Annotated in this window: 24 protein-coding genes and 2 pseudogenes; 10 read left to right on the top strand and 16 right to left on the bottom strand. The window is 69.0% G+C overall.

What is annotated here, in order from left to right:
• Positions 1-40: 40 nt before the first annotated feature.
• Positions 41-328, bottom strand: a complete 288-nt coding sequence (locus tag K1X59_RS04705; protein WP_183151988.1) for a DUF1905 domain-containing protein — start codon at positions 326-328, stop codon at positions 41-43.
• Positions 329-332: 4 nt separating this feature from the next.
• A pseudogene (proC, locus tag K1X59_RS04700) lies at positions 333-1,171 on the bottom strand (pyrroline-5-carboxylate reductase).
• A gap of 59 nt (positions 1,172-1,230) precedes the next feature.
• Between proC and K1X59_RS04695 the strand changes: the two are divergent.
• Complete coding sequence (locus tag K1X59_RS04695; RefSeq protein WP_183151987.1) at positions 1,231-2,202, top strand: cation diffusion facilitator family transporter; 972 nt, start codon at positions 1,231-1,233, stop codon at positions 2,200-2,202.
• Between the two features lie 18 nt (positions 2,203-2,220).
• On the opposite strand, the gene tadA is transcribed toward K1X59_RS04695, so the two are convergent.
• Complete coding sequence (gene tadA, locus K1X59_RS04690; protein ID WP_244632393.1) at positions 2,221-2,676, bottom strand: tRNA adenosine(34) deaminase TadA; 456 nt, start codon at positions 2,674-2,676, stop codon at positions 2,221-2,223.
• A gap of 80 nt (positions 2,677-2,756) precedes the next feature.
• Here tadA and upp point away from each other — a divergent pair, with 80 nt between their 5' ends.
• On the top strand, positions 2,757-3,389 hold the full coding sequence (gene upp / locus K1X59_RS04685) for a uracil phosphoribosyltransferase (protein ID WP_220173979.1): 633 nt from the start codon (positions 2,757-2,759) through the stop codon (positions 3,387-3,389).
• Between the two features lie 22 nt (positions 3,390-3,411).
• Here upp and K1X59_RS04680 read toward each other — a convergent pair whose 3' ends face one another.
• The 3 genes and pseudogenes from K1X59_RS04680 to nadE all read right to left on the bottom strand — a co-directional run bounded on the left by K1X59_RS04680 (position 3,412) and on the right by nadE (position 8,560).
• A complete protein-coding gene (locus K1X59_RS04680) occupies positions 3,412-4,191 on the bottom strand; it encodes a hypothetical protein (RefSeq protein WP_183151986.1) in 780 nt (259 codons plus the stop codon).
• Positions 4,188-7,656, bottom strand: a pseudogene (locus K1X59_RS04675) (TM0106 family RecB-like putative nuclease). Before K1X59_RS04675 ends, K1X59_RS04680 begins: the two are co-directional and overlap by 4 nt.
• Before the next feature lie 85 nt (positions 7,657-7,741).
• Positions 7,742-8,560: an ammonia-dependent NAD(+) synthetase gene (nadE, locus tag K1X59_RS04670; RefSeq protein WP_183151985.1), complete on the bottom strand. Its 819-nt coding sequence runs from the start codon at positions 8,558-8,560 to the stop codon at positions 7,742-7,744.
• Positions 8,561-8,669: 109 nt separating this feature from the next.
• Between nadE and K1X59_RS04665 the strand changes: the two genes are divergently transcribed.
• Positions 8,670-9,227, top strand: a complete 558-nt coding sequence (locus K1X59_RS04665; RefSeq protein WP_183151984.1) for a nucleoside phosphorylase — start codon at positions 8,670-8,672, stop codon at positions 9,225-9,227.
• 24 nt (positions 9,228-9,251) lie between these two features.
• Here K1X59_RS04665 and K1X59_RS04660 read toward each other — a convergent pair whose 3' ends face one another.
• The 4 genes from K1X59_RS04660 to K1X59_RS04645 form a co-directional block, all read right to left on the bottom strand.
• On the bottom strand, positions 9,252-12,272 hold the full coding sequence (locus K1X59_RS04660; protein ID WP_220173978.1) for an AAA family ATPase: 3,021 nt from the start codon (positions 12,270-12,272) through the stop codon (positions 9,252-9,254).
• Entirely contained in the window at positions 12,273-13,442 is a 1,170-nt protein-coding gene (locus K1X59_RS04655) for an exonuclease SbcCD subunit D (protein WP_183151980.1), read from the bottom strand.
• Between the two features lie 254 nt (positions 13,443-13,696).
• Positions 13,697-14,179 (bottom strand): DIP1984 family protein, encoded by a 483-nt coding sequence (locus tag K1X59_RS04650; RefSeq protein WP_183151979.1) that lies wholly within the window; start codon positions 14,177-14,179, stop codon positions 13,697-13,699.
• A gap of 51 nt (positions 14,180-14,230) precedes the next feature.
• Positions 14,231-14,539 (bottom strand): GNAT family N-acetyltransferase, encoded by a 309-nt coding sequence (locus K1X59_RS04645; protein WP_183151978.1) that lies wholly within the window; start codon positions 14,537-14,539, stop codon positions 14,231-14,233.
• A 332-nt stretch (positions 14,540-14,871) separates the two neighbouring features.
• Here K1X59_RS04645 and K1X59_RS04640 point away from each other — a divergent pair, with 332 nt between their 5' ends.
• The 3 genes from K1X59_RS04640 to K1X59_RS04630 are packed head-to-tail and all read left to right on the top strand — an operon-like array spanning position 14,872 to position 16,802.
• The gene (locus K1X59_RS04640; RefSeq protein WP_183151977.1) at positions 14,872-15,576 is read left to right on the top strand and encodes a winged helix-turn-helix domain-containing protein; all 705 of its coding nucleotides are present in this window, start codon (positions 14,872-14,874) and stop codon (positions 15,574-15,576) included.
• A 46-nt stretch (positions 15,577-15,622) separates the two neighbouring features.
• Positions 15,623-16,582, top strand: coding sequence for a DNA-3-methyladenine glycosylase (locus K1X59_RS04635; RefSeq protein WP_183151976.1), 960 nt, complete (start codon positions 15,623-15,625; stop codon positions 16,580-16,582).
• A 22-nt stretch (positions 16,583-16,604) separates the two neighbouring features.
• A complete protein-coding gene (locus tag K1X59_RS04630; protein WP_167634225.1) occupies positions 16,605-16,802 on the top strand; it encodes a hypothetical protein in 198 nt (65 codons plus the stop codon).
• A 16-nt stretch (positions 16,803-16,818) separates the two neighbouring features.
• Here K1X59_RS04630 and K1X59_RS04625 read toward each other — a convergent pair whose 3' ends face one another.
• Genes K1X59_RS04625 through K1X59_RS04610 form a run of 4 tightly spaced genes read right to left on the bottom strand, consistent with a single transcriptional unit; the run spans position 16,819 to position 20,634 of the window.
• On the bottom strand, positions 16,819-17,574 hold the full coding sequence (locus K1X59_RS04625) for an ABC transporter ATP-binding protein (protein ID WP_183151975.1): 756 nt from the start codon (positions 17,572-17,574) through the stop codon (positions 16,819-16,821).
• Positions 17,571-18,572 (bottom strand): iron chelate uptake ABC transporter family permease subunit, encoded by a 1,002-nt coding sequence (locus tag K1X59_RS04620; protein ID WP_183151974.1) that lies wholly within the window; start codon positions 18,570-18,572, stop codon positions 17,571-17,573. The genes K1X59_RS04625 and K1X59_RS04620 overlap by 4 nt, the downstream gene beginning before the upstream one ends.
• A gap of 34 nt (positions 18,573-18,606) precedes the next feature.
• The gene (locus K1X59_RS04615; protein WP_183151973.1) at positions 18,607-19,593 is read right to left on the bottom strand and encodes an ABC transporter permease; all 987 of its coding nucleotides are present in this window, start codon (positions 19,591-19,593) and stop codon (positions 18,607-18,609) included.
• A gap of 48 nt (positions 19,594-19,641) precedes the next feature.
• A complete protein-coding gene (locus K1X59_RS04610) occupies positions 19,642-20,634 on the bottom strand; it encodes a siderophore ABC transporter substrate-binding protein (RefSeq protein ID WP_183151972.1) in 993 nt (330 codons plus the stop codon).
• Positions 20,635-20,736: 102 nt separating this feature from the next.
• Between K1X59_RS04610 and K1X59_RS04605 the strand changes: the two genes are divergently transcribed.
• The 4 genes from K1X59_RS04605 (at position 20,737) to K1X59_RS04590 (ending at position 23,830) form a co-directional block, all read left to right on the top strand.
• Positions 20,737-21,504: a siderophore-interacting protein gene (locus tag K1X59_RS04605; protein WP_183151971.1), complete on the top strand. Its 768-nt coding sequence runs from the start codon at positions 20,737-20,739 to the stop codon at positions 21,502-21,504.
• A gap of 33 nt (positions 21,505-21,537) precedes the next feature.
• Positions 21,538-21,942 carry a VOC family protein gene (locus tag K1X59_RS04600; protein WP_183151970.1) on the top strand — a complete coding sequence of 135 codons (405 nt, stop codon included), beginning with the start codon at positions 21,538-21,540 and terminating at the stop codon, positions 21,940-21,942.
• 272 nt (positions 21,943-22,214) lie between these two features.
• Positions 22,215-23,384: an RtcB family protein gene (locus K1X59_RS04595; RefSeq protein ID WP_183151969.1), complete on the top strand. Its 1,170-nt coding sequence runs from the start codon at positions 22,215-22,217 to the stop codon at positions 23,382-23,384.
• A 155-nt stretch (positions 23,385-23,539) separates the two neighbouring features.
• Entirely contained in the window at positions 23,540-23,830 is a 291-nt protein-coding gene (locus tag K1X59_RS04590; RefSeq protein ID WP_183151968.1) for a hypothetical protein, read from the top strand.
• Positions 23,831-23,879: 49 nt separating this feature from the next.
• Here K1X59_RS04590 and K1X59_RS04585 read toward each other — a convergent pair whose 3' ends face one another.
• A complete protein-coding gene (locus K1X59_RS04585) occupies positions 23,880-25,340 on the bottom strand; it encodes an MFS transporter (RefSeq protein WP_220173977.1) in 1,461 nt (486 codons plus the stop codon).
• 60 nt (positions 25,341-25,400) lie between these two features.
• Positions 25,401-26,735 carry a M20/M25/M40 family metallo-hydrolase gene (locus tag K1X59_RS04580; RefSeq protein WP_244632389.1) on the bottom strand — a complete coding sequence of 445 codons (1,335 nt, stop codon included), beginning with the start codon at positions 26,733-26,735 and terminating at the stop codon, positions 25,401-25,403.
• Between the last annotated feature and the right edge of the window lie 113 nt (positions 26,736-26,848).

Here is a 26,848-nt window from a genome sequence, read left to right as displayed (position 1 = left end):
GCGTCCGGTTGAGTGGGGTCCTTCCGGAGCTGCGCGACGGTCAGGCGTCTATCTCGACGACGACCTCGACCACGTCATCCACGCCGATGCCCTCGCGATCCTGAAGCGCCTTCTTGATGGGCACGATGTACCCGCCATCCTTCGGCCAGAGCGCTGTGGTCACGGAGGTGGAGCCGACCGTGACCGACGCGGGGATCATCCCCCAGCCGTAGGTGACCACCGAGGCGACCTCGTGGATCATCTCGCTCTCTACCGGCGGCACGGTGACGAAGTGGAACGGCGCGGGTCCGCGCCAGAACCAGATCACGCCCTCGATCCGCAGCCGCATGGGATCACCCGCCGGCGGCGAGTTCCTTCGCCCTGGCGAGCGCGGCAGCGGCGGCATCACCGAACGTGCGGTCGAGGTGCGCGTCCTGCAGCACGGCGACAGCCCGCTCGGTCGTGCCTTTCGGACTCGTGACGCGGCGGCGCAACTCGGCGGGGTCCTCGCCGGAGGCGTCGAGCAGAGCCGTGGCGCCGATGAACGTCTGCTCCACCATCAGGCGCGCATCCGCGGCGGCGAAGCCCATGCCGACTGCGGCCTTCGTGAACTCCTCGATCAGCAGGTACACATAGGCAGGGCCGGAGCCCGAGATCGTGGACAGCGCGTCGATCTGCGACTCCGGCACCTCGACGACCGCGCCGACGGTCTCGAAGAGACTGCGCACGAGAGCGAGATCGTCATCGGACACGGCAGCACCTGCGGCGAGACCGGTGACGCCCTTGCGGACGGTCGAGGGGGTGTTCGGCATCGACCGTATGACACGAGCGTCCGCGCCCAGCACCTCGGCGAAGGTCTGCAGGGTGACCCCGGCGGCGACGCTCACCACGATCGAATCGGCGGCGAGGTGCGGGGTGATCTCGCGGAGCAGGTCCGGCACCATCGCGGGCTTCACCCCGACCAGCACGACGCGCGCCCACGGACGGCCTCGGCGTTGCCGTCGGGCCGCTCGGCGAGGGCGATGCTGGTGACCCCGTCGAGATCCGCGAAGGCGGCGGCCTTCTCGGCCGTCCGGTTCGTCGCGGTGATCCCCCCGTCGATCCGGATCCCGGAGGCGAGCACCCCACGGAGGATCGCGCCTCCCATCGAACCGGCACCGAGGAAAGCGAGGGAAGGAAGGGATTCGGCCATGTCGTCATCCTACGGCGGGCACTCCCGCATCCTCAGGCGGGCGGTTCTAGACTCGTGGCATGAGTGCATCCGGAGGCAACAAGGCCATCGTCGCGGCGTTCCTGGCGAACATGGGCATCGCCCTCGCGAAGTTCGTCGCCTGGGCGCTCTCCGGTTCCGCCTCGATGCTCGCTGAGGCCATCCACTCGGTCGCCGACTCGGGAAACCAACTGCTGCTCATGCTCGGCGGACGCAAGGCCCGCCGGGAGGCCGACCGCGCACACCCCTTCGGCTACGGCCGCGAACGCTACGTGTATGCGTTCGTCGTCTCGATCATCCTGTTCTCGGTCGGTGGGCTGTTCGCGATCTACGAGGGCGTCGAGAAGCTCACGAACCCCCACGAACTGGACAAGACCTGGTGGTGGCTGCCGCTCGTCGTGCTGGTCGTGGCGATCGGGCTGGAGTCGTTCTCGCTGCGCACCGCCGTACGCGAGAGCAATCTCGTGCGCGAGAAGGGCCAGTCGTGGGTCTCATTCGTCCGACGCTCGAAGGCCCCCGAGCTGCCGGTCGTGCTCCTCGAAGACGTGGGCGCGCTGACCGGGCTCACCTTCGCGCTCCTCGGCGTCGGCCTCACCCTCATCACCGGGAACCCGGTGTTCGACGCGCTCGGAACCGTGATGATCGGTGTGCTCCTGGTGCTGATCGCGATCGTTCTGGGCGTCGAGACCAAGAGCCTGCTGGTCGGCGAGGGGGCGACACAGTCCGACCACGACCGGATCGTCGACGCCATCAACGCGGGCGACGAGATCGAGAAGATCATCCACATGAAGACCCTCTACCTCGGTCCGGACGAGCTGATGGTCGCCGCCAAGATCGCCCTCAACGCCGACAAGCCGTTGCGGGAGGCCGCCGACGACATCAACGCGATCGAGGCGCGGATCCGAGAGGCCGTGCCGGTCGCGCGCATCGTCTACATCGAGCCCGACGTGTACCGCCCTGCCATCGATCCCGAGCCCTCGACCGACGTCTTCGTGCTGAAGTCCTCGGACTGATCGAGACCGCCTTCACAGTCAGCGTCGCTGCCCGAAGAACGCACGCAGGAGAGCCGTCGACGCGTCCGCCTCGACACCGCCGATCACCTCGGCACGGTACGGAAGCCGCCGGTCGCGCAACAGGTCGTACAGGGACCCCGCCGCCCCTGCCTTGTCGTCCCACGCCCCGAAGACCACCCGGCTGATCCGCGCCTGCAGGATCGCCCCGGCGCACATGATGCACGGCTCGAGTGTCACCACGAGGGTGTGCCCTTCGAGGTTCCAGGAACCCACCACTGCCGCGGCACGGCGCATCGCCTCGATCTCGGCATGACCGGTGGGATCGTGTGTCGCCTCCCGGGTGTTGCGGCCCTCGGCGATCGGCCGCCCGTCCGGGGCGAGGACCACCGCTCCGACCGGGATCTCCGACGCCTCGGCAGCCTCGGCCGCGAGCGCGAGCGCACGGCGCATCGCGGAAGCATCGTCGTCGGACATGCGTCGAGCCTACGACAGCGACCGCACTCGGTCGGGGCACCGATGTCGTGCGGGGACCTGCGGCGCATTACCCTGTATCCATGCGTGTTCACGTGGCCGACCACCCCCTCATCACTCACAAGCTCTCGGTGCTGCGCGACGCGCGAACCCCGTCGCCGGTCTTCCGGCAGCTCACGGAGGAGCTCGTCACTCTGCTCGCGTACGAGGCGACGCGCAATGTGAAGGTCAGCCCGGTCGAGATCACCACTCCGGTGACCACGACCATGGGCGTCAAGATCTCCGAGCCCCGACCGATCGTGGTGCCGATCCTGCGCGCGGGACTCGGCATGCTCGAAGGTCTCGTGAAGCTGCTTCCGACGGCCGAGGTCGGGTTCCTCGGCATGGTCCGCGACGAGACCACCTTCGAGCCGACGACGTACGCCGAGCGTCTGCCCGACGATCTGAGCGACCGGCAGTGCTTCGCGATCGACCCGATGCTCGCCACCGGCGGTTCGCTCGCCGCCGCCATCCAGTTCCTCTTCGACCGCGGCGCGAAGGACGTCACCGCGATCTGCCTGCTCGGCACGCCCGAGGGCGTCGCCGCGATCGAGGCCATGGCCGGCGACCGTGATGTGACCCTCGTGCTGGGAGCGCTCGACGAGCGCCTCAACGAGAAGGGGTACATCGTGCCAGGACTCGGCGACGCCGGCGACAGGCTCTACGGCACGGTCTGACGCCTTCCGGGCGTAGACCGCCTCACACCGCGAGACGGTAGACGCGTTCGTCTCCGTAGTGTGTGAACCCGGCTCGCGCCAGGATCGGTGCGGAGGTGGAGATCCGGCCCTTCACGAGGGCCGTCTTCGCACCCCACGCGGCGCCCTGCCGCAGCCGCTCGGCGAGCACGGCACGGTAGGCGCCGCGGCCTCGTTCCGCCTCGAGCGTGGACGCTCCCCACAACCGTACGAATCCGTCTTCGACCGTGCATCCGCCGGTGCTGACCGCGCGACCCTCGATCCTCGCGAGCACGCGGCATCCTGTCTGCGCCGTCAGCGCCGCCGTCACCTCGGCGAGTTCTTCGCGCAGACCCTCGTCGTCGAGAGCCTGCTGCTTCCACACCGGCACGTTGACCCCGTCGAGGTCGCGCACCTGATCGAGCGTGCTCACAACCTCGACCGACACATCGGACGGCACGTCGATCTCGACGTCGTCAAGGGACCGTGCGAACACCGCCACCGTGTCGACATGCTCCGCTCCCCGCCGGAGCATCTCCTCTTCGATGTGGGGGCGATCGGCAGCGCTCGTCCAGAAGGTGAACCGGGTCTCGCCCCATGCCTTCGTCCGCGCCAGCGATCGATCGACCACCTCGACCGGGTCGAGCGCGGACTCCACCTGGGATCCCCGCACGCCGCCGCCGAACCTGGCAGGGTCTCGAACGAGCAGCAGCTCTTCCCGGATGTGCTCGCTGTCGCGTGGGAACCAGACCCATGCCGCAGCGGCGCGGAGGATGTCTTCGGTGCTGTGCGTCTGACCGCTCATTCCGCCGCTCCCACCAGACGGGCGAAGGCGCTGAGCCGTGCCACCCCCTCCGGCGTGTACGGCAGATCGTCGAGCAGCGCCGGCGAATGGATCAGATACGCGACGACCTGCGCGCGCGAGATCGCCACGTTGAGCCGGTTCTGCAGCAGCAGGAACTCCGGTCCTCGCGGCGCATCACGGCCGCTCGAGGCTGCGAGCGACGTGATCGACACCACGGCCTCCTTGCCCTGGAAGTTGTCGACCGTGCCGACGGGAACGTCGGGGAAACCCGCGACGGCGAGCGCATCGAGCACCAGCTGGCGCTGTGCGTTGTACGGCGTGACGACGATGATGTCGGACTGCGCGAGCGGCCTGCTCGACGCGTCCTGGTCGTTGTCGGTGAAGGCGCGCCCGACGAGATCGCCGACGAGCCGCACCACCTCAGCGGCCTCTTCGGGTGACTGTGTGGCGTTGCCACGATGTCGGAGCGGCACGACGTGGAGACCGGGATCGATGCCGTCGACCGATCGGAGTTCGGTACCGGGGGCCGAGGCGAGCTGTCCGGCATAGGCGAGGGTGGACACGGGTGCCGCGACGAACGGATGCATCCGCCACGAGCGGGCAAGGAAGTAGCCGTAGTCGGCGCGAACGACCGGATCGCCATCCATCACCCATCCGAGCGCCGAGGTGTCGACCGGTTCGGGGTGCGCGCCCTGGCTCACCTGCGGAAGCTGCTGCGGATCGCCCAGCAGCAGGAGCCGTTTCGCTCCGGCGGCGACCGCGATGGTCGAAGCGAGGGAGAACTGCCCGGCCTCATCGATCACGAGCAGGTCGAGGCCACCGCGATCGACGCGCTGCGTGTTGCTGAAGTCCCACGCCGTGCCGCCGACCACCGCGCCCTCCCCGTGTGCTCGGCGAGGAAGGAAGCCATGCCGTTCTTCGGGATCGCCGTGTAAGACGGGTCGATGTCGGCGTCTTTGGGAGCCTTCGCCACCTGCGCGGGCGGGACGCCGTCGGCGACGACCCGGTCGAGGAGGGTCTCGATGATGGCGTGCGACTGCGCGACGACACCGACGGTGAAGCCGTGTTCTCTGACGAGCCGCGCGATCACCCGCGATCCCGTGTAGGTCTTCCCGGTACCGGGAGGACCCTGCACGGCGAGATAGCTCCGGTCGAGATCGAGGATGCCGCGCACGATCGCATCGATCGTGTCGTCCTCCGCGGGCGGCAGGCCGGCACCGGAAACCGTGCGCGGCGGGATACGGCGCAGGATGTCGGTGGCGGGGTCTTCGGGGAACTCCGGGGCAGCGGCGTGGACGGCGTCGGCCCACTCGTCGATCGCACCCTGGAGCGAGACCACCCGAGGGGGCGCCGCCGGCGTGAGGGCGAGCGGCAGCTCATCCCACGTCTGACCCTGTATCGCCGATTCGGTGACGAGGTAGCCGTCGTCGAGGACTTCGGCCACCGTGACCGTGTGGGGCACGTGCACAGCGCGCGACGGCACCTCGGTGTCGAACGGCGCCGGGACCGCGTAGAGCGCGAAGGGCTGGGATCCCACACCGAGCGTCGTGCCGGGCGAGACCTCACCGCGGATCTCGAGGTCGCGGGACATCACCCGGCGTCCTCGCCGATGCTCCAGTCCCGACGGACGGCCGAGGTGGGCGGGTCGATGCGCACCACGTCGCGCGTGCCGTCCCACATCGTCACCGGTTCGCGCAGCCGCTGGAAGTGCGAGACCCAGAAGCTCTTCGCCTCTCGCGGGAAATAGTCGATGGCGGCGGCCGCTATGCGGTGCACGAGCCCGTCGCCGCCTTCCTCGACGTCACGCTCCGCATCGGCGAGCAGGGCGACCGAACGGGGCGACGGCTCGTAGATGACCTCATCGGCGTCGTCGGGCGGCGCGGGTGTCACGCCCTTCTGCCGGGCGATGTCGATGAGCCAGTTGCGCAGGCGTCGCGTCGACACGCAGTCGTAGCGGTTGTAGTCGGCGAGGTCTGCCAGCACCGCATCGGCCTCGGCCCGCTCCCCGGCCGCCGCGAGCTCGCGCGCCGCGACGTACTGCACGATCGAGTCGTCGCCCTTCTGCACATCGCTGGTGCGCACGTCTTCGCCCATGTAGAGCGGCTCGAGCTTCTTGATCGAGTACGACCGCGAGCCGACGCGGACCGTGCGAAGAACCAGCGGATACAGGTCGACGAACACGCCCTCTCGCAGCAGCCGGTCGACCTCTCCCTCACGGATACCGTGTCGCGCGGCCATCGCCACCAGGTGCGAGGTCTCGTACGGCGCGTAGTGATAGATGTGCATGCCGGGGTGCGCCACCCTGCGGGCGTTCACGAAGTCGAGGAAGGTCTCGAGCGCGCGCTTCTCGTCGGCGAAGGTGTGCGCCCACAGCGCCGAGTACTGATCGGCGTTGTCGACCCAACCGAAAAGGTAGTCGATCCCCCAGTGCGCCTCGCCGTCCGGCGCGGGCTCGGTGTAGAGGGGGTCGCCCTCGAAGTCGAAGAAGATGTCGCCGTGGCTGGGCAGCGGAAGGGTGTGGATCGCCGGCGCGTAGTGCACCTCGTAGGTCGGGACGCCCTCGAGGTCGGCCCTCACCTGAAGCCGAGCCTGGGCCCGAAGCGTCTCGAACGTGTCGACGTTCATGCCGACCGGTGCCTCGGTGGCTTCGGCCAGTCGATCGATGGTCTCGATGCCGGACGCCCGTAGCCGCGCACGCTGCACCGGACGCATCCGCGCCACCATGAGCAGGTCGCGATGTGCGAGCACCTGCTCCTCGCAGGTCGCGCACCGCCCGCACGCGACGATCTGCAGATCGCCCCGGTCGTCGCCCCACGCGAGCGGCGCGCCCGTCTCACCGTCGGCGATGCGCCGGTCGGCGATGAGCGCGCGCAGCCGCGCGCGCCGCACCTGGAACAGCGGCAGGAGGTCGTCGACGGCGTGCGTGCTGAGCGTGCTGTCGCCCAGGATCAGGTCGACCTCGTCGGAACGGGGGATGCCGAGACGATCGAGCTGATCGACATATGCCGCCAACTGCATGAGCGCCGTGACGCGGGCCTTGCGGGCCAGCTTCGAGTCCTGGACCCGCCACCGGCCGTCCTCGTCCTTGCGCAGGAAATCGGCGAATCCGACGAACTCCTCGGTCGCGAACGCGGCCTGGAAGACCACCTGCACGTCGGAGCGCAGCGCATCCACCGTCTCGGAGATCGCTGCGGACAGCGCCTGGGCGTCGATCGATGACACCTTCTCGACCCGATGGACGTTCTCGTCGCCGAGGTCGTGGATGTAGCGCGCCAGCACGTTCTGCTCGTGAACGTCTCCGAGCTCGGCCGCCCGCTTCAGGGTCGCGTCTTCGGGTTCCTCGACGGCCGGCACCCGACCCAGCTTCGCGTCGATCGCACGGCACCACGCGAACTCGCACTCGGCGGCCGCCTTGAGGTCGCTCGCGCTCCAGATGACGCGCTGCGCCTGAGTGTCGATCCGCACGATGCTCCCGTTCTGTCGGATGCATCGACACTATCCGCGGCATCCGACACGGGCGAAGCCGGGCGCGCCCGGCGTGTGCGGGCGGTCAGCGCCACCACGTGTCGTCGGGGGTCACCGGGAGGTGCCGCTTGTGCTGGGTGGCGAGGTACCTCGACTCGATCCGGCCGGCGACGTCGGGGTCGACCGTCCGCCCTTCGAGGAAGTCGTCGATCTGCTCGTACGTGAGCCCCAGCTCGTCTTCGTCCGCCCGGCCGGGCTGTCCGTCGAGCAGGTCGGCCGTCGGCACCTTGAAGGCGAGCCGGTCCGGCGCGTCGAGGAACTGCAGCAGCGCGCGTCCCTGCCGCTTGCTCAACCCGGAGAGCGGGAGGATGTCGGCCGCGCCGTCGCCGAACTTCGTGTAGAAGCCCGTGACGGCCTCGGCGGCGTGGTCGGTGCCGATCACGAGCAGACCGTCGTGGCCCGCGAGCGCGTACTGCGTGACCATGCGCACGCGCGCCTTGATGTTGCCCCGGTTGAAGTCGCTGATGTCGCTCGTGACCGCGAACTCGATGTCTTCCTCGACGCCGTCCACCCCGTTCTGGATGTTGACCTCGACCGAGGAGTCCGGTGCGATGAACTCGAGGGCGGCCTCGGCATCCGCTGCGTCGTGCTGCACGCGATACGGCAGACGCACGGCGAGGAACTTCGCTTCGCCCCCCTCGGCTCGTACGCGTTCGACGGCGAGCTGGGCGAGGCGTCCGGCGAGCGTCGAGTCCTGCCCCCCGGAGATGCCGAGCACGAACCCCTTCGCACCGGTCGTTCGGAGGTAGTCGGCGAGGAATCCGACACGCCTGTCGACTTCGGCTTCGGGATCGATCTCGGGCCTGACACCGAGGTCTTCGGAGATCTGCTGCTGCAACGACATGTGTTCCTCCGGTCTTGTCTTCGAATCAGTATCGCCCCTGCGTGTTACGCTCGGGTGACGCCGCGGCGTTCGGATGCTTCTGCCAGTCGCGACCTGAGAGAATGAGGCAGTGAAACTCCTGCTCGCCGCTCTCGCATCCGAACTGTCCGCATTCCCCGAGGAGCTCGCGGGCTTCGACCGGCTCGTCACCGGACCGGGCAAGCTGCAGGCGACATACGCGCTCACCCGCGCCCTCGACGCCCACGTCTACGACGAGATCGTGGTCGTCGGAACGGCGGGAGCCATCGATCCCGAGCTCGAGGCCACCGTGCACGAGGTCGGCGCCGCCTTCCAGCACGACGTCACGGATCTCGACGGCATCTCCGGGCAGCACGTCTCCCTCCCCGCACGCGTGTCGACCGGGCGTGACGGCGTTCTGATCGCGACGGGCGATCACTTCGTGGAGGACGCCGAGGTCACGGCTGTCATCCGCCCGTCCGGCGCGGCGCTCGTCGACATGGAGACCTACGCCTACATCTGGGTCGCTGAGCAGTTCGATGTGCCGATCCGCGTGTTCCGTGCCGTGTCGGACCAGGCCGAGGACGGCGCACTCACCGACTGGCGCGAAGCCGTCGCCCGCTGCAGCGTGCAGCTTCGCGAGGTCATCCGCACCGAGTACGGCGTCTGAGTCGGAACTCCCTGGTCGCCCGCGTCAGCGAGCCTCGATCACGCTGGGCCCGTTGGGCAGCGCCCGGACGGTGAGCTGCGCGGGGATCTGCTCCTGCATCGCCTCGACGTGGCTGATCACGCCGACCGTGCGTCCGCCCTGGCGAAGCTCGTCGAGCGTACGCATGGCCACGTCGAGCGTGTCGCCGTCCAGCGAGCCGAAACCCTCGTCGATGAAGAGGGTGTCCAGTCGGATGCCGCCGGCTCGCGCCGTGACCACCTCGGCGAGGCCGAGCGCCAGAGCAAGCGAGGCGAGGAAGGTCTCGCCCCCTGACAGGGACTGCGGTGGTCGGGTCTGGCCCGTGAAGGCGTCGGCGACCACGATTCCGAGACCGGACGCGGCACCGCGAGCGGCGAGGGCATCGGAGTGCTGCAGCTGATACCGGCCCGACGACATGTCGTGCAGGCGACGATTGGCCGCCTCGACGATCTCTTCGAGTTCGGCAGCGAGGACGAACGTCTCCAGTGTCATCTTGCGAGTGTTGGCGCCCCGACCCGCGATCGTGTCGGCGAGGTTCTGCAGCACGTCGAATCCGGCCAGGTCGTCGGCGGCACGAGCGTGCTCCGCCGCAGCCGAATCGATCAGCCCCGTGAGTCGCTCTGCCGTGACTCCGGCGCGGGCGGCCTCATCGACCGCGCTGGTCCAGAGCGCGCGTGCCGCGGCGGATGCCTGTTCGACGGCGGTGAGGTCGATCGGGTCTTCGGGGAGAGTACGCAGTTCCAGGTCGAACAGGATCGCGCGTTCCTTCTCTCGCTGCACGGCGTGCTGGGTGATGCGCGCATCGAGAGCTTCCTGCGTCGACGCCGACCGCAGGGCCTGTTCGACGGCCGCGACGCCGTCGAACACCGTGTCGGCCAACGCCGCATCCCGTTCGGCCTCCGCCGACGCGAGCGCCTGCCTACGCCTGGCGGTCTCGGCGATCGCCGCGACGAGGGCGTCGGCGGCATCGATCGTGACGGCAGCGTCGTCGAGTCGCGCCCGAACGGAAGGGAACGGGCCGCGGGCCTCGGCGATCAGCGCCTGCGCGTCCGCGTTCCGCTGCAGCAGCACGGCGTGAGCCTCTCGCACGGCTGCCAGATGTGCAGCGGCCTCCGCACGCTCCGTCTCGAGATCGCCGGCTCGGGAGAGGAGCGTCGCCAGACGCGTGTCCAGCGCCGCCACGTCTTCCGCAGCCGCACGGCTCCGTGCGTGCGCGGCGACCGCATCGGCGAGTTCCGCTTCGGCCTGTTCGACGGTCCGCCCGTCCGAGCGTGCTTCCGCGCCCGCGCGCTCGGCACGCAGCGCGGACGACACGGCGACGAGCTCACGCTCTCGCTGCGCCGCAGCATCGCGCACCGCCTCCGCAGCCTCGACGTCTTCGCGTGAGACCGGATCGGAATGCGTGGCGGGAGCGGGATGCTCGAGCGAGCCGCAGACCGGGCATGCGGTATCCGGCACGAGACGAGAAGCGAGCTCGCCCGCCATGCCATCCGCGCGCCGCTGCCTGAGCTGCGCGAGAGTCGTCTGCGCCTGAGCATGAACGGCCGAGGCTTCGGCGATCTCCGCGTCGGCAGCGGACTCCTCCTGGCGGAGCCGTCGCGCCTCACTCGCGGCGACACGACGCGCATCCGCCGTTTCCAGAGCCGCGCGCAGATCGCCTTCACGGTCTGCGATGCGCCGCGCCTGATCCCGCTCCTCTGTGAGTGTCGCCATCGCGTCCGGCAACGACGCGCGTTCACGTTCCCCGTCTTCGACGCGGGCCGTCGACACCTCGACCGCGGCCGCCGCGGCCGCCAGTTCCTCTGCGAGGCCGACCTCCTGCTCTTCGAGCACACGGGCGCGTTCCCAGGCACCGGTCTCCCTCGTGCGAGACCGCCACCCATTCTTCGAGCGCGCCCTCCTCGAGCTCCGCCTTCTCGCCGCCCCCGACGGCGATCTCGAATGCGTCCCACGCGGTCCGCGCGGCCTGTTCGGCCTCGACAGCCGTCTGGTACTCGGCCTGCGCTCTGGCGGCTGCGGCGACGGGGAACGCAGGGTCTCCGCTGCGCGCGCCGCCGCGAGTTCTGCGCGGGCCGCATCGATCTCGGGGATCTCCGCATCCAGACGCTCGAGAGCGACCCTGGCGCGGTCACGCTCGCGCTGGGCGTGCTGCTCCTCGCGCGTCACCGCGAGCACGGCGTCGGCGGCGACCGACCGCTTCTCGGCCTCCGCCTGCTCGGAAGCCCGGCGCTCGGCGCGATAGTCGGCACGGGCCTTCGCACGGGTCAGCGCGGCGAGACGGTCCTCGACGGAGAAGGCCCCCGCCCGCTCCCCGGTCGCCTCCGTGACGTCGTCGTCCTGCTCACCCGCCAGCCCCTCTCTGGCCACGAGACGCTCGGCTTCGTCGACACGGGCCTCGACCGTGGCGAGTCGAGCGCTGAGCGCGTGTTCGGCGGCCCGGCGACGCTCATCGAACCGGGCCTGCACGTCTTCGAACCGCTGCGTGCCGAACAGACGGCGCAACAGGGCCTGGCGCTCTCTGCTCCCGGCGAGCAGGAACTCGGAGAACCGGTTCTGGGCGAGCAGGATCACCTGAAGGAACTGCTCCCGGCTGAGCTGGAGGATCTCGTCGAGCTCGTTCCCCACGTCGACTGCTCGCGCTGCCCGCCCGACCCAGCCGTCACCTCTCCACTCGTCGAGGGCGACGGCGGACGCCTGTTTCGTCATGCCGCCGCCGCGTTTCGCCGGCCGCAGATACTCGGGCGACCGTGTCACGCGGAAACGGCCCGAAGGGGTGCTGAACTCGACCACGACCTCGGAGGGATCGTCGGGCTCGCAGTGATCGCTCCGAAGCCGCTTCTCTCCGCCCTCGTAGCGCGGCACGCCCCCGTAGAGCCCGAAGCACACGGCGTCGAGGATGCTCGACTTCCCGGCACCGGTGCGCCCCGCGATCAGGAAGATGCCGTCGTCGGCGAACGCATCGAAGTCGACGACCTGCCGCGACCGGAAGGGACCGAATCCCTCGACCTCCAAGCGGTGGAGACGCATCTAGACGAGTGCCTCGGCGCGCACCCGCTCATCGAGCACGTCACGGATCAGCTCCTGCTCCTGCGGGCTGGGCCCGTGCCCCGCTCGCACGTGCTCGAGGAAGGCCTCGATGCGGTCGGCGTCGGTGACCGCGGCGCGCAGCCTCTGGACGTACGACCCCTGCTCCGCTTCGGCGACCGCATCGGGCTGATGCTGCACCATCGCGCAGTAGGGGTAGCTCTCTCGCAGACGGCGCATCGGCTCGGTCTGCGGCGCGGCGTCGGTGTAGACCGCGCAGACCCAGTCCCCTGCGTGCTCGGCCACGGACGCGGACGACAGGATCTCGTCGAGCGGACCGGTGAGCGTCACGAGCCGACGCGGCACGGGCAGGTCGAGCCACGTCACGGCGGCGAGACCCTTCGCGTCGAGGTCGACGAGCCACGATCCTCGAGGTTTGTCCTGTTCTCCGAAGCTGTAGTGCAGCGGGGCGCCCGCGTAGCGCACCCGATCGCTGAGCTGCTGACGGCCGTGGATGTGCCCGAGCGCGACATAGTCGGGGCCGTCGAAGACGCTCAGCGGCACGAGGTCGAGTCCGCCCTGACGCACCTCGCGTTCGAGCCCGACGGTGGCGTCGACGCCCTGAGCGAAGCAATGGGCGATCGCGACCGAGCGCCCCTGATGCGTGGTCATTCCGGCGCGTACGAGGTCCATCGCGTGGGCCATGGTCTGCGCCTGGGTGCGCAGCGGGCGCCCGGCACCGTCGCCCTCGGGCCAGTGCTGCCGGACGATCGCGGGCTCGAGGTACGGGATCCCGAAGAAGTGCACGGGTCCGTCGGCGTCGACGATCGTGACGGGCACTCCGACCGCCGACGGGTCGGTCAGCACGTGGATGCCTTCACGCAGGAGGCGAGCCTGGAATCCGAGGCGGGCGGCGGAGTCGTGATTGCCGCTGGTCACGATCACGCGGGCGCCGGTGTCGTGCAGTGCGACGAGAGCATCTCCGAGCAGCGTGTACGCAGGACCGGAGGGGGTCGCGGAATCGAACACGTCTCCGGCCACGATGACCACGTCGACGGCGTTCTCGCGAACCTGCTCGGTCAGCACTCCGAGCACCTCGGTCAGCGCGTCCATGGTCGAGTTGCCATGGAAAGTCCGGCCGATGTGCCAGTCGGAGGTGTGCAGGATTCGCATACTCACACGGTACGAAGGACCTCGGACATTCCACGCGAGGCGTGCCGTGCCGTGCCGTTCACGGCCTGCGGAGGAGGCGGAAGGTCCCCTGACCCACCCTCGTGGCGACGATCGGCACGTGGTGATGCGAGATGCTCGGTGCACCTTCACCTGTGCGGCGTGCGGGGCTGCGCGATGCGAGATCAGGGCTGCCCTCCGCCCAACAGGAGCCGGACTTGCCCCGCCGGCTGAGGGTTGTGCCCGCTCCGTCGCGACTACCGACTTCCGCTCTCCTCCTCGAGGTCGTTCGACCAGTTCGCCTCCTGGATGCGGTTGTCGAGCTCGCGCAGCTCCTGCGCGACCGCGTCCGCCCGTGCACGCAGCTGTGCGACCGGGAGTGCCGAGACCTGCCGGAGCTCCGAGCGCATCTGGCGCAGGAACTGGTCGTTCGAGCCGGAGGCGGCGACAGCCGCATCCGTCAACACCGAGTGTCGCAGACGCAACACGTCGCGAGCCGCGAGGGCGTCGGTCATCGTCCCCTCCGCGCCGAGCACGAGCCGTGCGTTCGTGGAGTTGATGCGGCGGATGAGCTCTTGCAGCTGTACCAGAGCGGCATCGGCGTCGAGGATCAGCGCTGCGGCGTCCTCCGCGGGCTCCTCCCCCTCTTGATACCGGGCGTTCGCCACGATGCGGGCACGCAACTGCTCGATGCGACGCTGCAGATCGGCGCGCGCGGTGAGGGCCTCGGCGAGTTTCATGACCTCATCCTCGCAGGAACAGCGCGTAACAGTACGTCATACGGCGAGCGCTCAGCGCGCGCGCAGCAGGTGCGCGTGCTCAGGGTGGGCGGAGAACCAGTCGGAGACGTACCAGCACACCGCATCGACCTTGCGATCACCGCGTTCGAGGATGTCGGCCACCGCACCCTCGACGACCTTGCCCGCGTAGCCGTTCCCGCGGAAAGTCGGGATCGTGAAGGCTCTGGTGAGAGCGATCGTGCTGCCGTCGTCGCGGTAGTCGAGCACGCTCACGAGTTTGCCGTCGCGAGTGAGCGTGTAGCGCGACGCGTCCTTCTCATCGGTCAGGATGAAGCCGCCGACTGTATGCGAGATCGTCATTCGATCCACGTTACGCCCGCTGCGGCCGGCCGGGCGTTTTGACATGGGCCGTCATGATCGGACATAATCCCCCCATGACCACCAACGCACGCCCTTTGTCCGCCCAGGAGGCGAACGGGACTGCCGGGATGATGATGCCCGGTCGCGTTGGCATGTGTTGCCGAATGTGTCGCTGAACGAACAGCCACCCCGCCTGACCTGAACTTCTCGCCATCTGCGAGGTCAGAGTCACCGAGCATCCACCCTTGCTCGCTTCCCGGCTCCGCCGGTCATTCACGCAACGCATCAGAGCCCCGCTCGATCCGGGCTCACGTCCTGAGGACCACATCATCATGTCGAACACCGCACTTCTCGAGCGTCCCGCCACCACCGCCGCGATCCGCACCCAGCCGGATCCCGCCCCCCTCGCCACCCCCTCGGCCGATCTTCCCGCCGTCCGCTCGCCGCGCGGCTTCGCCCTCTACGTCGGACTCGACGAGATCAAGGCGGCCGAAGCCGGAGTCAGCCTCCCGCTCCTCGTCGACGCTCTGCGACGCACGCTCGCCGAACTCGCACCGGGCGCCGAGACGCACGCGACGGTCGCCCTTGCACCGCACGGCTCGGGAGGTCGCGACCTCGACGTCGTCCGCCTCGCCCTGCAGGAGCCCGGCGCCATCGCCCGCACCAAGGCGGCAGCCGAAGACGACACGGTCGAGGAGGAGACCGGCGTGACCGTCGACATCTCCCGCAAGCGCGTCCTCATCGACGGCGAGTCCGCCGCGTTCACCTACAAGGAATTCGAGCTTCTGCAGTACCTCGTGCTCCGCGAAGGCCGCACGATCGAGCGCAGCGAACTGGTCTCCGCGCTCTGGCAGGCGCAGGACGACGAGACACCGGGCGAGCGCACGATCGACGTACACGTGCGTCGCCTGCGCGCCAAGCTCGGGCGCTACGAGGACATCGTCCGCACGGTGCGCGGCATCGGCTACCGGTTCGACCGGCACGCCGACGTCGTCATCCGCTACGGACACGGAACCCCCTCGCCCGACCGCTTCTGAACCCGACCCCGAGGCCCGTGTCAGGGCCGGAGCGTAGGGTGGGCGCATGACCCTGACAGCGGACTCCGCCGCGGCCGATGCCGTCGACGCAGACCTCCGCAGGGACACCGTCTACCGCCCTCCGCACGATCTCGATCTGCTCCGCACCGTCGGGATGCTCCGCCGCGGCAGGAACGACCCCACGATGATCATCGACGGACCGATCATCTGGCGCGCGCTGCGCACCCCGCTCGGGCCGGTGAGTCTCGCGCTTCGCCTCGTCGGCGGAGAGGTTCGGGCCACGGCCTGGGGACCCGGCGCGGAGCATGCGCTCGCCCGTGTGCCCGCACTCTGCGGCGCCGACGATGACGACGACGGCTTCGACGCCTCACGACATCCGCTCATCGCCGAGGCCGGCCGCCGAAATCCAGGGCTGCGCCTCACCCGCACCGACGAGGTGTTCGACGCGCTCGCCTGCGCGATCATCGAGCAGAAGGTCACCGGGATGCAGGCCTTCGGCGCATGGCGTTGGCTGGTCTCCCGCTACGGCGAGCGCGCGCCCGGTCCGACCCCTCGGCCCCTGTTCGCGCCCCCGTCCGCCGAGCACTGGCGGTGCATCCCCTCCTGGGCGTGGCACCGCGCCGGTGTCGAACCGCCCCAGTCCCGCACGATCGTGCGGGCGGCCGAACGCGGCGACCGCATCGCCAGCGCCGTGCAGGCGGCCACGTCCGGGGCCGACCGCGACCGCGTGCTCACCAGCCTGCCCGGGGTGGGGGTGTGGACGTCGGCCGAGACGCGCATCCGAGCCCTCGGCGATCCCGATGCGGTGAGCGTCGGCGATTACCATCTCGCACATGAGGTGGGCTTCGCCCTCGCGGGAAAACGCACCGATGACGCAGGGATGCTCGAGCTCCTGGCGCCCTGGGCGGGGCACCGTCAGCGCGTCGTGCGTCTCATCTTCGCGAGTGGGGTACACGAACCACGGCGGGGTCCGCGTCTCGCGCCCGAAGATCATCGCGACCGCTGAGACCGCCGCCTATGCTGGGGCCATGTCCCGTACCGCCCTGCGCATCTCCATCACCGTCGGCCTCCTCATCGTCGGCGTCGTGGTCGGGCTGATCTTCCAGAACGTGTGGCTGGGCGTGCTCCTCGCCGCGATCGTCTGGTTGGGCTGGTTCCTGGGATACGAGTCGCGCCGCGGCAACAACGCCGGCGTCAACGACGAAGACCACGGCATCGAGCTCTGAGCGACCCCCGCGGCACTCAGTAGTACACGGCCAGCGGTCCCGAGGGTCCGTCGATCACGCGCACGGGCGTCTCGAAGACGCGGGTGAGGACGTCGTCGGTCATGATCGCCGCCGGCGAGCCGAACTCCACGACCGCGCCGTCCTTCATGGCGCAGATGTGATCGGCGTAGTGTCCCGCGAAATTGATGTCGTGCAGCACGATGACGATCGTGCGGCCGAGTTCCTCCGCCGCCCGACGCAGGTGCTTCATCATCTGCACGGCGTGCCGCATGTCGAGGTTGTTCAGCGGCTCGTCGAGCAGCACGAACTCGGTGTCCTGCGCGAGCACCATCGCGACGTACGCGCGCTGACGCTGTCCGCCGGAGAGTTCATCGAGGTAACGGCTCTCCAGCGCACCCAGATCGAGGAAGTCGATGGCGCTGCTGATGATCTCCTCGTCCGCACGGGTCAACCGACCCTTCGAGTGCGGGAAGCGCCCGAATCCGACGAGCTGACGAACCGTGAGCCTCGTGACGAAGTGGTTCTCCTGCCTCAGGATCGACACGACCTTCGCCAGGTCCTTCGATTTCGTGGAGGCGACGTCGAGCCCGGCGATCTCGATCGCACCGGCATCCATCCCGTTGAGGCGTCCGATCATGGTCAGCAGGGTCGACTTGCCTGCACCGTTCGGGCCGATGAGCGCCGTGATGCCGCCCGCGGGGATCTCGAGGTCGACGGGACCGATCCCGACCTCGCTGCTGTAGTCACGGCGGACGCCCTGGAGTGCGATCACAGCCTGCCCTTTCTGAGGATGACGATGAGGAAGACGGTGCCTCCGACGAGTTCGATCAGGATCGACACCATGCCCTGCGCATAGAACACGTTCTTCATGACGAAGTACGCCCCGGCGAGGATGGTGAAGGCCGTGAGCGCGGCAACGGGGAAGATCAGTCGATGGTCGTGCGTGTCGGCGAACTGGTACGCGAGCGTCGCGACGAGGAACCCGAGGAACGTCATCGGTCCGACCAGCGCTGTCGACGTCGCCATCAGCACCGCGACGAGGAACAGCACGACGAAGAGCTCGCGCCGATGGTCGAGACCGAGCGACCGCGCGGCATCCGGGCCGAGGGCCATGAGGTTCAGCCGTCGCGCGCGCATCCACAGCAGCGCGGACGCTGCCACGACCAGGGGGATGGCAAGCGGGAGATACGATGCATCGGCGTTCGAGACGTTGCCGAAGAGGCGCGCGGCCAGCACATCGAACTCGCTCGGGGTGAGCAGGCGCTGCATGAAAGTGGCGATCGCGCCGAGTCCGCCGCCGATCACGATCCCGACGAGGAGCATGATCTGGAGGTTGCCGTACCGCCCTGACAGCAGCCATCCGTACAGGGCCACCGCGAGCCCGACCATGATGGCGACCTGGATCGCGAACTGTCCGATGCCCTGGATCGCGACGAGCCCTGCCACGCCGAACAGGTACACGGTGGAGGTCTGCACCACCCGGTAGAGCGACTCGAAACCCATGATCGACGGTGTGATGATGCGGTTGTTCGTGACTGTCTGGAAGCTCACGGTGGCGATGGCCTGAGCCACCGCGACGAGCGCCATGACCGTGACGTCGGTCGCGCGATGCTGCGCGATGCGCCAGAACCCCGGGGTCCCGACGGGCATCGGGTTGCCCCATGCGAGGAGCCCGAAGCCCGATCCGACGGACAACACGATCAGGATCCCGAGCACGATCACGTACCGACGGCGGGCGCGCGGCGTCGTGAACGAGCCGGCGGAACGCATCGGAGCGCTCGATGTCGCGAAGGTCGTCGTGCCGCTAGCCACGTCGACGCTGCCTGAGCAGGAGGAGCACGAACACGACGGCGCCGACGACCCCGAGGATCAACGAGACGGGCACCTCGAACGGCATGATGATCGTGCGCCCGATGATGTCGCACACCGTGACGATGGCGATGCCGAGCAGACACACCCAGGGCAGGTTGCTGCGCAGGTCGTCACCGCGCACCATCGAGACGATGTTGGGCACGATGAGTCCCAGGAAGGGCAGATTGCCGACGACCACGGTCACGACGCCGGTCGTCACCGCGATCAGGACCGTACCGAGGAGGATGATCCGGTTGTAGTTCACGCCGACGTTGGTGGCGATCTCCTCGCCGAGGCCCGCGATCGTGAGCCGGTCAGCCACGATGAACACGATCACCCCGATGATCGCGACGATCCAGAGCATCTCGTATTGCCCGCGCATCACCGAGGTGAAGCTCCCGGCGAACCACACGCCGAGGATCTGCAGCGAATTCGTGGCGAGCGCGATGTAGGTGGACAGCGCTCCGACCACCGCACCGAGCATGATGCCGACGATCGGGACGATCAGCGACGACTTCAGGGCGACCCGGCGGAGGAAGGCGAAGAACACCATCGTGCCGATGAAGGCGGCGATCACGGCGCCGGCCATGCGCAGCGGGAGAGACGGCTGGGGCACGAGGATCATCACCGCGAGAAGGCCGAGCCCCGCCCACTCCGTCGTCCCGGTGGTGGTCGGCTCGACGAAGCGGTTCTGTGTGAGCAGCTGCATCGCCAGTCCCGCCATCGCCATGGACGCTCCCGCGAGCACCAGTGCGATCGTGCGCGGGACGCGGGTGATCTGGAACATCTGCGCGCCGTCCGCGGCGCCGGCAATGTCGTACACGCCGGTGAACAGCGAGATGACGAGGAGGACGGCGACGACGAGGACGCCGATGAGCAGCTTCACGTCGAAGAGCCGCCCGGCGTGGCGGGGCGGCACAGTGATATCGGTGGTGACCATGATGACGGTGCGGCGGCATCCGGATCAGCCGGATGCCGCCGCAAGAGCTCAGTTCGCGCTCTTCTCGAGCGCGTCTGCGAAGTCGTTGAGGAACGTCGTGTACGTCTGGATGCCCTCGTTCAGGTAGGTGTCGGTGGGCATGTAGACGATCTGCTCGTCCTGCACCGCCGTCACTCCAGCGAGCGCCTCGGAGCTCTCGAGGATCTCCGCGGCCTGCACGTAGTCGGGGGTCTCGGCGGCGAACACGGCGTCGCGGTCGAGCACGAGGATCCAGTCAGGGTTCGACGACGCGATGGCCTCGACCGAGATCTCGTCACCCTGGTGGTCGTCACTGGCGTCATCGACTTCGAGCGCCGGAGTGAGGCCGAGGATGTCGTAGATCGGCCCGAGCGAGCGGCCGACCGTCGGCGCGAGGTAGCCGATCTCTCCGCCGGAGGTGTTGACGGCCATCACCGTATCGGCGTCGTCGTACGCGGCCTTGGCGCGCTCGACCGCGGCGTCGAAGTCGTCGACCAGCTTCTTGGCCTCGGCCTGCTTGCCGAAGATCTCGCCGAGGACGGTGACCTGGCGCGTGAGCTCCTCGTCGAAGGGCTCACCCTCGCGCGGCTCGAGGTCGATGATCGTGGCTTCGGGCACGAGGTCGGCGATCGCGGCGTTGTGCTGGGTGAATCGCTGACCGCTGATGATCAGGTCGGGCTCGACGGCGACGACCGCCTCGAGGTTCGGCTCGCTGTGCAGCCCGATGTCGACGATCTCCTCGTCCTTCGCATACGACACGGTCTCCGGCATGAGCGCCACGGCGCCGGCCGAGAGCTCGACGCCCCAGTCCGAGAGCGTCTGGAACGTGCGGTTGTCGAGGGCGACGACGGACGCGGGCGGGGTGTCGATCTCGTGCGTGCCCGTGTTGTCCTCGATCGTGACGGAGCCGGCCGCCGGGTCGGTCTCCTCCGGTTCCGCCGTGCTGCTGGAGGCGCAGCCGGCGAGGGCGAGAAGTCCGACGAGCGCGACGCTCGTGGCGGTGAGGGTTCTGGGCACGGACATGGAGAGACTCCTGTTCTGCGGGATCGTCGCGCACACGAAGGGCGTCGGGGGGGGTGAAGTTAGGGTGACCTGACCTCACTTCAATTAGGTTAGCCTTACTTCATGAGCGATACGAAATCCGGCTTCTCGATCGAGCGTCGCGGCCTCGAGCTGCGCTTCCGCAACGTCACCCTGAGCGCACGCGAATGGCTGGCCCCGGACTTCGTGCGCGTCCGCCTGACCGGCAGCGACCTCGCCGGCTTCGACTCCCTCGGCTCCGACGACCACATGCGGCTCTTCTTCCCCGACGGTCCGGTCGGCTCGGTGGAAGAGCTGCGCTCCGCACCGAGCCGCGAATACACCCCGCTCGCCTGGGGCGAGGATTGGCTGGACGTCGAGTTCGCCGTCCACGGCGACCAGGGCGTCGCGGCTCCCTGGGCCGCGACAGCACCGCTCGGGGCGGCGATCGGCGTCGGCGGACCTCGTGGCTCCGCGGTCCTCGTCGGCGAACCCGGCTCCTGGCTGCTGGTGGGCGATGAGACCGCGATCCCCGCGATCCGCCGGTTCGCCGCGCTGATCCCCGTGGGCACCCCCGCCCGCATCGTGGTGGAGACGGTGAACCAGGGCCGGGAGTTCGACATCGAGGCCCCGGTCGAGATCGAGTGGCTGCACCGCGGTAACGCGCCGTCCGGCTCCGCTCTCATCGCGTTCCTCGAGACCCTGACCGCCGATGACGCCGTCGGCTCCGACCCCTTCGTGTTCATCGCCGCCGAGCAGGCGATCGTCAAGCCGGGTCGGGCGCTGCTCGAGCGCTGGGGCGTCGACACCGCCAAGGCCGTCGTGAAGGGCTACTGGAAGCGCGGCGAGGCCGAGTACCACGCCCCGCACTAGTGCGAGGTCAGCCGCCCCTGGAAGACTGACGGGATGGCACTCCTCGATCACCTGGGCATCACCGTCGCCGACCTCGAGCGCGGACGCACGCAGTTCCATCCCGTCCTCACGGCCCTCGGGTACGTGAGCGGTGGCGAAGACGACCACTCCCTCTCGTGGAACAACGGCGACGAGACCGAGATCATCCTGTACACCTGGGACGACGACGATTCTCCGCACCGCCACGGCCGCGTCGGCTGGCAGCACATCGCGTTCGCGGTGGCTTCCCGCGACGAGGTCGATCGCCTGCATGCACTCGCGACGGATTCCGGCTGGACGGCTGTGCGCGAGCCGAAGGAGTATCCGCGATACTCGGACCGCTACTACGCGTCTTTCGTGGAAGACGCCGACGGCATCCGGATCGAGTTCATGTACAACCCGCCGCGGGACAGCGTTTGACTCCCGGGCGTGTCGCGCCCTAGGGTGGCAAGGCTGTGCCGGACGGCCAGCACGCCAGCCGAGGAGTCGACGGATGACCGCCCAGCGGAATCTCCCCATCGCAGCGGTCTTGCAGCTTCAGCCGAAGCGCAATGACCGCTACGAGTCGTACCCTCCGGCGCGCGCCGTGTGACAGCATCCGCTCTCGCAACGCCCCGCACCGTCAGGTCCGGGGCGTTTTCCGTTGGAGGCCCCTGACCTTTTGGCTGGACACCACCACAAGGAAAGGAATCATGGAGAGGCTCTCCGCACGGCTGCTGTCGTGGGCATCGCTGATCGACGAGAAGACACTCGATCAGGCGTACACCACGGCTCGCATGCCGTTCATCCACCCGCACCTGGCGCTGATGCCGGATGCCCACCTCGGCAAGGGGGCGACGGTCGGCTCGGTCATCCCGACGCTCGGCGCCATCATCCCGGCGGCCGTGGGCGTCGACATCGGTTGCGGCATGATCGCCGTCCGCACCCCGTTCACGAGGAGCGACCTCGACGGCCGAGACCTCGCCGAGCTTCGGGAGCAGATCGAGCGCGCCATCCCGCTCTCGGCCGGCCGGTACAACCGCAAGGTCGTCGCGACCGCCGAGCCGCGGATCTCCGAACTCGAGCAGCTGGCAGAGAAGAACGGCTTCGATCCCGCGACCTACGCCGGGAACTGGCGGCTGCAGCTGGGAACGCTCGGTTCGGGCAACCACTTCATCGAGGTGTCGGTGGACGAGCTCGACCGGGTCTGGCTGTTCCTGCACTCGGGTTCGAGAGGTGTCGGCAACAAGATCGCGACTCACCACATCGCCGTGGCCCAGCGGCTGGCGAAGCAGTGGTGGATCGACCTCCCCGACCCCGACCTGGCCTATCTCGTCGAGGGCACCCCGGAGTTCACCCGCTACATCCGCGAGCTGCGGTGGGCCCAGCACTTCGCCCTGCTGAACCGGGAGGAGATGATGGACCGGGTCATCCGCCAGGTGTCGGAGTTCCTCGGCACCGCGGTCGCGGAGCAGGAGCGCATCAACTGCCACCACAACTTCACCGAGTCGGAGAAGCACTACGGCAAGCTGGTCTGGGTGTCCCGGAAGGGCGCCATCCAGGCGGATGCCGGTCGACCGGGCCTCATCCCGGGGTCGATGGGCACCGCTTCGTACGTGGTCGAGGGGCTCGGTGACCCGCAGTCGCTGAACTCCTCGCCGCATGGCGCGGGGCGGGAGTACTCCCGTTCGGCCGCCAGGAGGACGTTCACGCATGACCAGCTGCGTGAGGCCATGGCCGGCATCGAATTCCGAGACACGGATGCCTTCGTCGATGAGATCCCGCAGGCGTACAAGCCGATCGACCAGGTGATGGCGGATGCCGCGAGCCTGGTGACGATCCGGCACACGCTGCGGCAGCTCGTCAACGTGAAGGGCGATTGAGCAGGACCGGGTGACGGAGCAGTCCGTCGCCCGGTCTTCTCCTGCTCAGTGGGCGAAATCGGCAGACTCCCCACAATCCTCGTAGCTCCGATATCTTCGCGGATCGCGCTCTGGCAGGCTGGCCGGATCGATGCGACGATGAGGAAGTGGGATTCATGAACGATGCGCAGATCTGGACGATGATCGGGGCCTTCGTCACACTGATGTTCGGCACCCTGACCCTCGTCTCGACGCTGTTCATCCGCGTCCTCCGCACCGAGATCGGCGGACTCCGTACCGAGATGAACGGCCAGATCGGCGGGCTGCGCACCGAGATGAACGGCCAGATCGACGGACTGCGCACCGAGATGAACGCGCGCTTCGATACCGTGAACACCCGCATCGACGGACTCGACCGGGATGTGCAGGCGATCATGAAGCGCACCTTCGGACTCGACCGCGACTGAGGGCCCCGAAGGCCGCCCGCGCGGATGGCCTTCGCCGCGTCGACGGAGGTCAGACCACGGGAGCGATCTCGGCGTCGACGGTGCGGTCCGTGAACGCGGTCTTGGGGACGAACACGAGGATCACGGCCGCCGCGAGCGCCGTCGCTCCGCAGACGATCCAGACGGTGAAGTACCCGGCGAGCGAGCCGGCCGTCCCCTCGGCACCCCCTGCCGCACTCGCGACCCCGTGCAGCAGTGCGATGCCGAAGACACACGAGGCGATCGCCCCACCGACGGTCTTCACGGAATTCGTGAGTCCCGTCGCGACGCCGGTCTGCGAGGCGGGCGCGGCGGACGCGGCCGCCGCAGGGAGCGCCGCCACGAGCGCCCCGGAGCCGAGCCCCACCACGACCATGTTCGTGATGACCTGACCGTAGGCGTCATGGAACGGCAGGAAGAGCAGGAACCCGACACCCACGAGCACGGATGCGCCCATGAGGGTCAGGCGGGGCGAGAACCTTCGCGCGACCACAGGGAACAGGAGCGCCCCGACGATCATCGCGACGAGATACACCCCGATGATCAGGGAGGTCGCGAACCCGCTGGTCCCCAGACCGTAGCCGTAGACGTTCGGATCGGTGCGCGCGAACGTCGACAGCGGGGCCTGCGCCCCGAGCACGCTGACCCCGAAGAGGCCGGCGGTCAGGAACACCGGACCGAGCGCGGGAGAGCGGAACATCCGCACGTCGATCAGCGGGTCGTCGCAGCGCAACTCCCACCGCACGAACGGGACCACGAGCAGGACGCCGAGAACCACGACCGCCCACGACCACGGGTTCACCAGACCGCCCTCGAGGCGCAGCAGGCTCAGACCGCCCGTGAAGCAGAGCAGTGCGAGAGAGATCAGCACCAGTCCGACGGTGTCGAAGACGCCTCCTGTGGGCTCTGGCGACTCCGTCACGCCGAAGAGGATCACGAAGAAGCACACCACGATGAGCACGGCAGGGACGAGCAGCACGACAGTGAGAGGAAGCACGTCGATGAGCGCTCCGCCGACGAGGGCACCGATGATCGCGCCGGCTTCGAGCGCCGCGACCAGGAGCCCCGCCGCCTTGGCCGTGATCGAGGAACGCCCCTCCATCCGCCGCGACCGCGACCAGACGAGCGCGATCTCCAGCGGGAGCCACACCACGTAGAACCCCATGAGCGCCCAGGCCGCGAGGAACACCACGAAGGAGTCGGTGAAGGGCAGGACCAGGGCGGCGGCAGCGGTGACGGCCGTCGAGATGAGCAGCATCCGCTTGTGGCCGACCATGTCGCCGAGCTTCGCGAACGCCGGCACCACGAGCGCGGACAGCATGAGCTGCGTGCCCTCGAGCCAGTTCACGTCTGCGTCGTGGATGCCGAGATGCCGCGCGATGTCGCTGAGCATGGGCGTGTAATAGCCCTGCAACACCCCGCTCGTGAACTCCACGAAGGCGAGGAAGCCGACGACGACGGCGAGGGTCCCCAGGGTCCGGGTGCGCGTCATCGCGTCTCCTGCTTCTCGTGCGGGTCCTCCGGCGGGCGGCGGGAGGCGGGTGAGATCACCCTAGCCGTTCGAGGAGCGTGCGATGGAACCGCTCCCCCGCTCCAGGGCCGCGATCTCGACGCTCTCGTCGACGCCGTGGATCGAGGCGCGCTGCGCGTTGGACATGTCCAGCGGAGCGAAGCGGTAGACGGCCGGCGCGAAGCGATGGAAATGGCGCGAGTCGGTGGCCGCCATCATGACGTACGGCACGGCAGGGACACCGGGATGGGAGACCTCCAGTGCCGCCGCGAGCAGCGCGAACTGGACGTTGTCGGTCGACGACTCGGGCGACGGCTCACTCGCCTCGACGACCTCGACCCGCACGAGGGGGTCGCGGATCCGGCGTCGCAGGCGGTACACGGCCTGCTGCGTCGTCTCGCCCAGCGCGATGCGCAGATTCACGGTGGCGGTCGCCTGCGAGGGCAGCACGTTCGCCGCGGTTCCGCCGGACTGCATCGTCGGCGCGACCGTCGTGCGCACCAGCGCCGCGGGTTCGCCGCCGAGCGCGGCGAACACCTGCGACGTCAGCGGCCGCGCCGAGGCCAGGAGCCGGAGCAGGTGTCGCGCAGGTCCCGTCGTCTGCGCCGCGAGCTGGGACAGCATCCGCAGGACCGCGTTCGATGCCCGCGGGCGGAACGTCGTCGGTCCGAGCCGGTCGACGGCTCTGGCGATGCGACGGACTGCGGTGAGCGACGGCGGAGCGGAGGCGTGGCCGCCCTCACCGCGGGCCGAGAGCCGCACCGTCATGACGCCCTTCTCGCCCACGCCGATCATCGCGGCGCGGCCCGGCACGAACGGAAGCGGCGCATCCACGACCGCGCCGCCCTCGTCGACGACCAGCCACGGCACGATGCCGCGGTCGTGCAGCACCCGCGCGATCTCCTCTGCGGCCTTCCCGTAGGTCTCCTCGTTGCCGCCGAACGAGAGGTACACGTCGCGGGTGGGCACGAATCCGTCTGCCAGGAGGTTCTCGACCGCTTCGAGCACGACGATCAGCGGTCCCTTGTCATCCAGGGCACCGCGACCGTACACCGAGCCGTCCGCGACCACCCCGGCGAACGGCGGATGGGTCCAGGCATCGCTCTCGTCGACCGGGACGACGTCGTAGTGGGCCATCAGCACCACGGGCCCTCCGTCGGAAGCGCCGGAGCCGGGCCAGTGGAAGAGCAGACCGAATGCGGTGTGGCGTTCGAGGGTGAGCCTCTCGTGCACGAGGGGATAGAGCTCGGCGATCAGTGCGACGAACTCCTCGAACGGCGCGGAGCCGCGCTGATCGAGCTCCGCGGAGACCGTCGGGATCCGGATCATCTGCGAAAGACGCTCGGCGATGCCGGGGCGCACGGTCGTGGGGGTCACAGTCGTCATCGTAGCGAGGGCGGGGCGTCTGCAGGAGAGAGGCCGCTCCGTCACGTCGCCCGTCCGCGCGCACGAAGAAGGAGGAGGATGTGTCGGGACGAAGGAGCATGCAC

The organism is Microbacterium sp. Se5.02b, from assembly GCF_019464375.1.
GTDB lineage: Bacteria > Actinomycetota > Actinomycetes > Actinomycetales > Microbacteriaceae > Microbacterium.
This window is presented reverse-complemented; position numbering and strand designations above follow the sequence as displayed.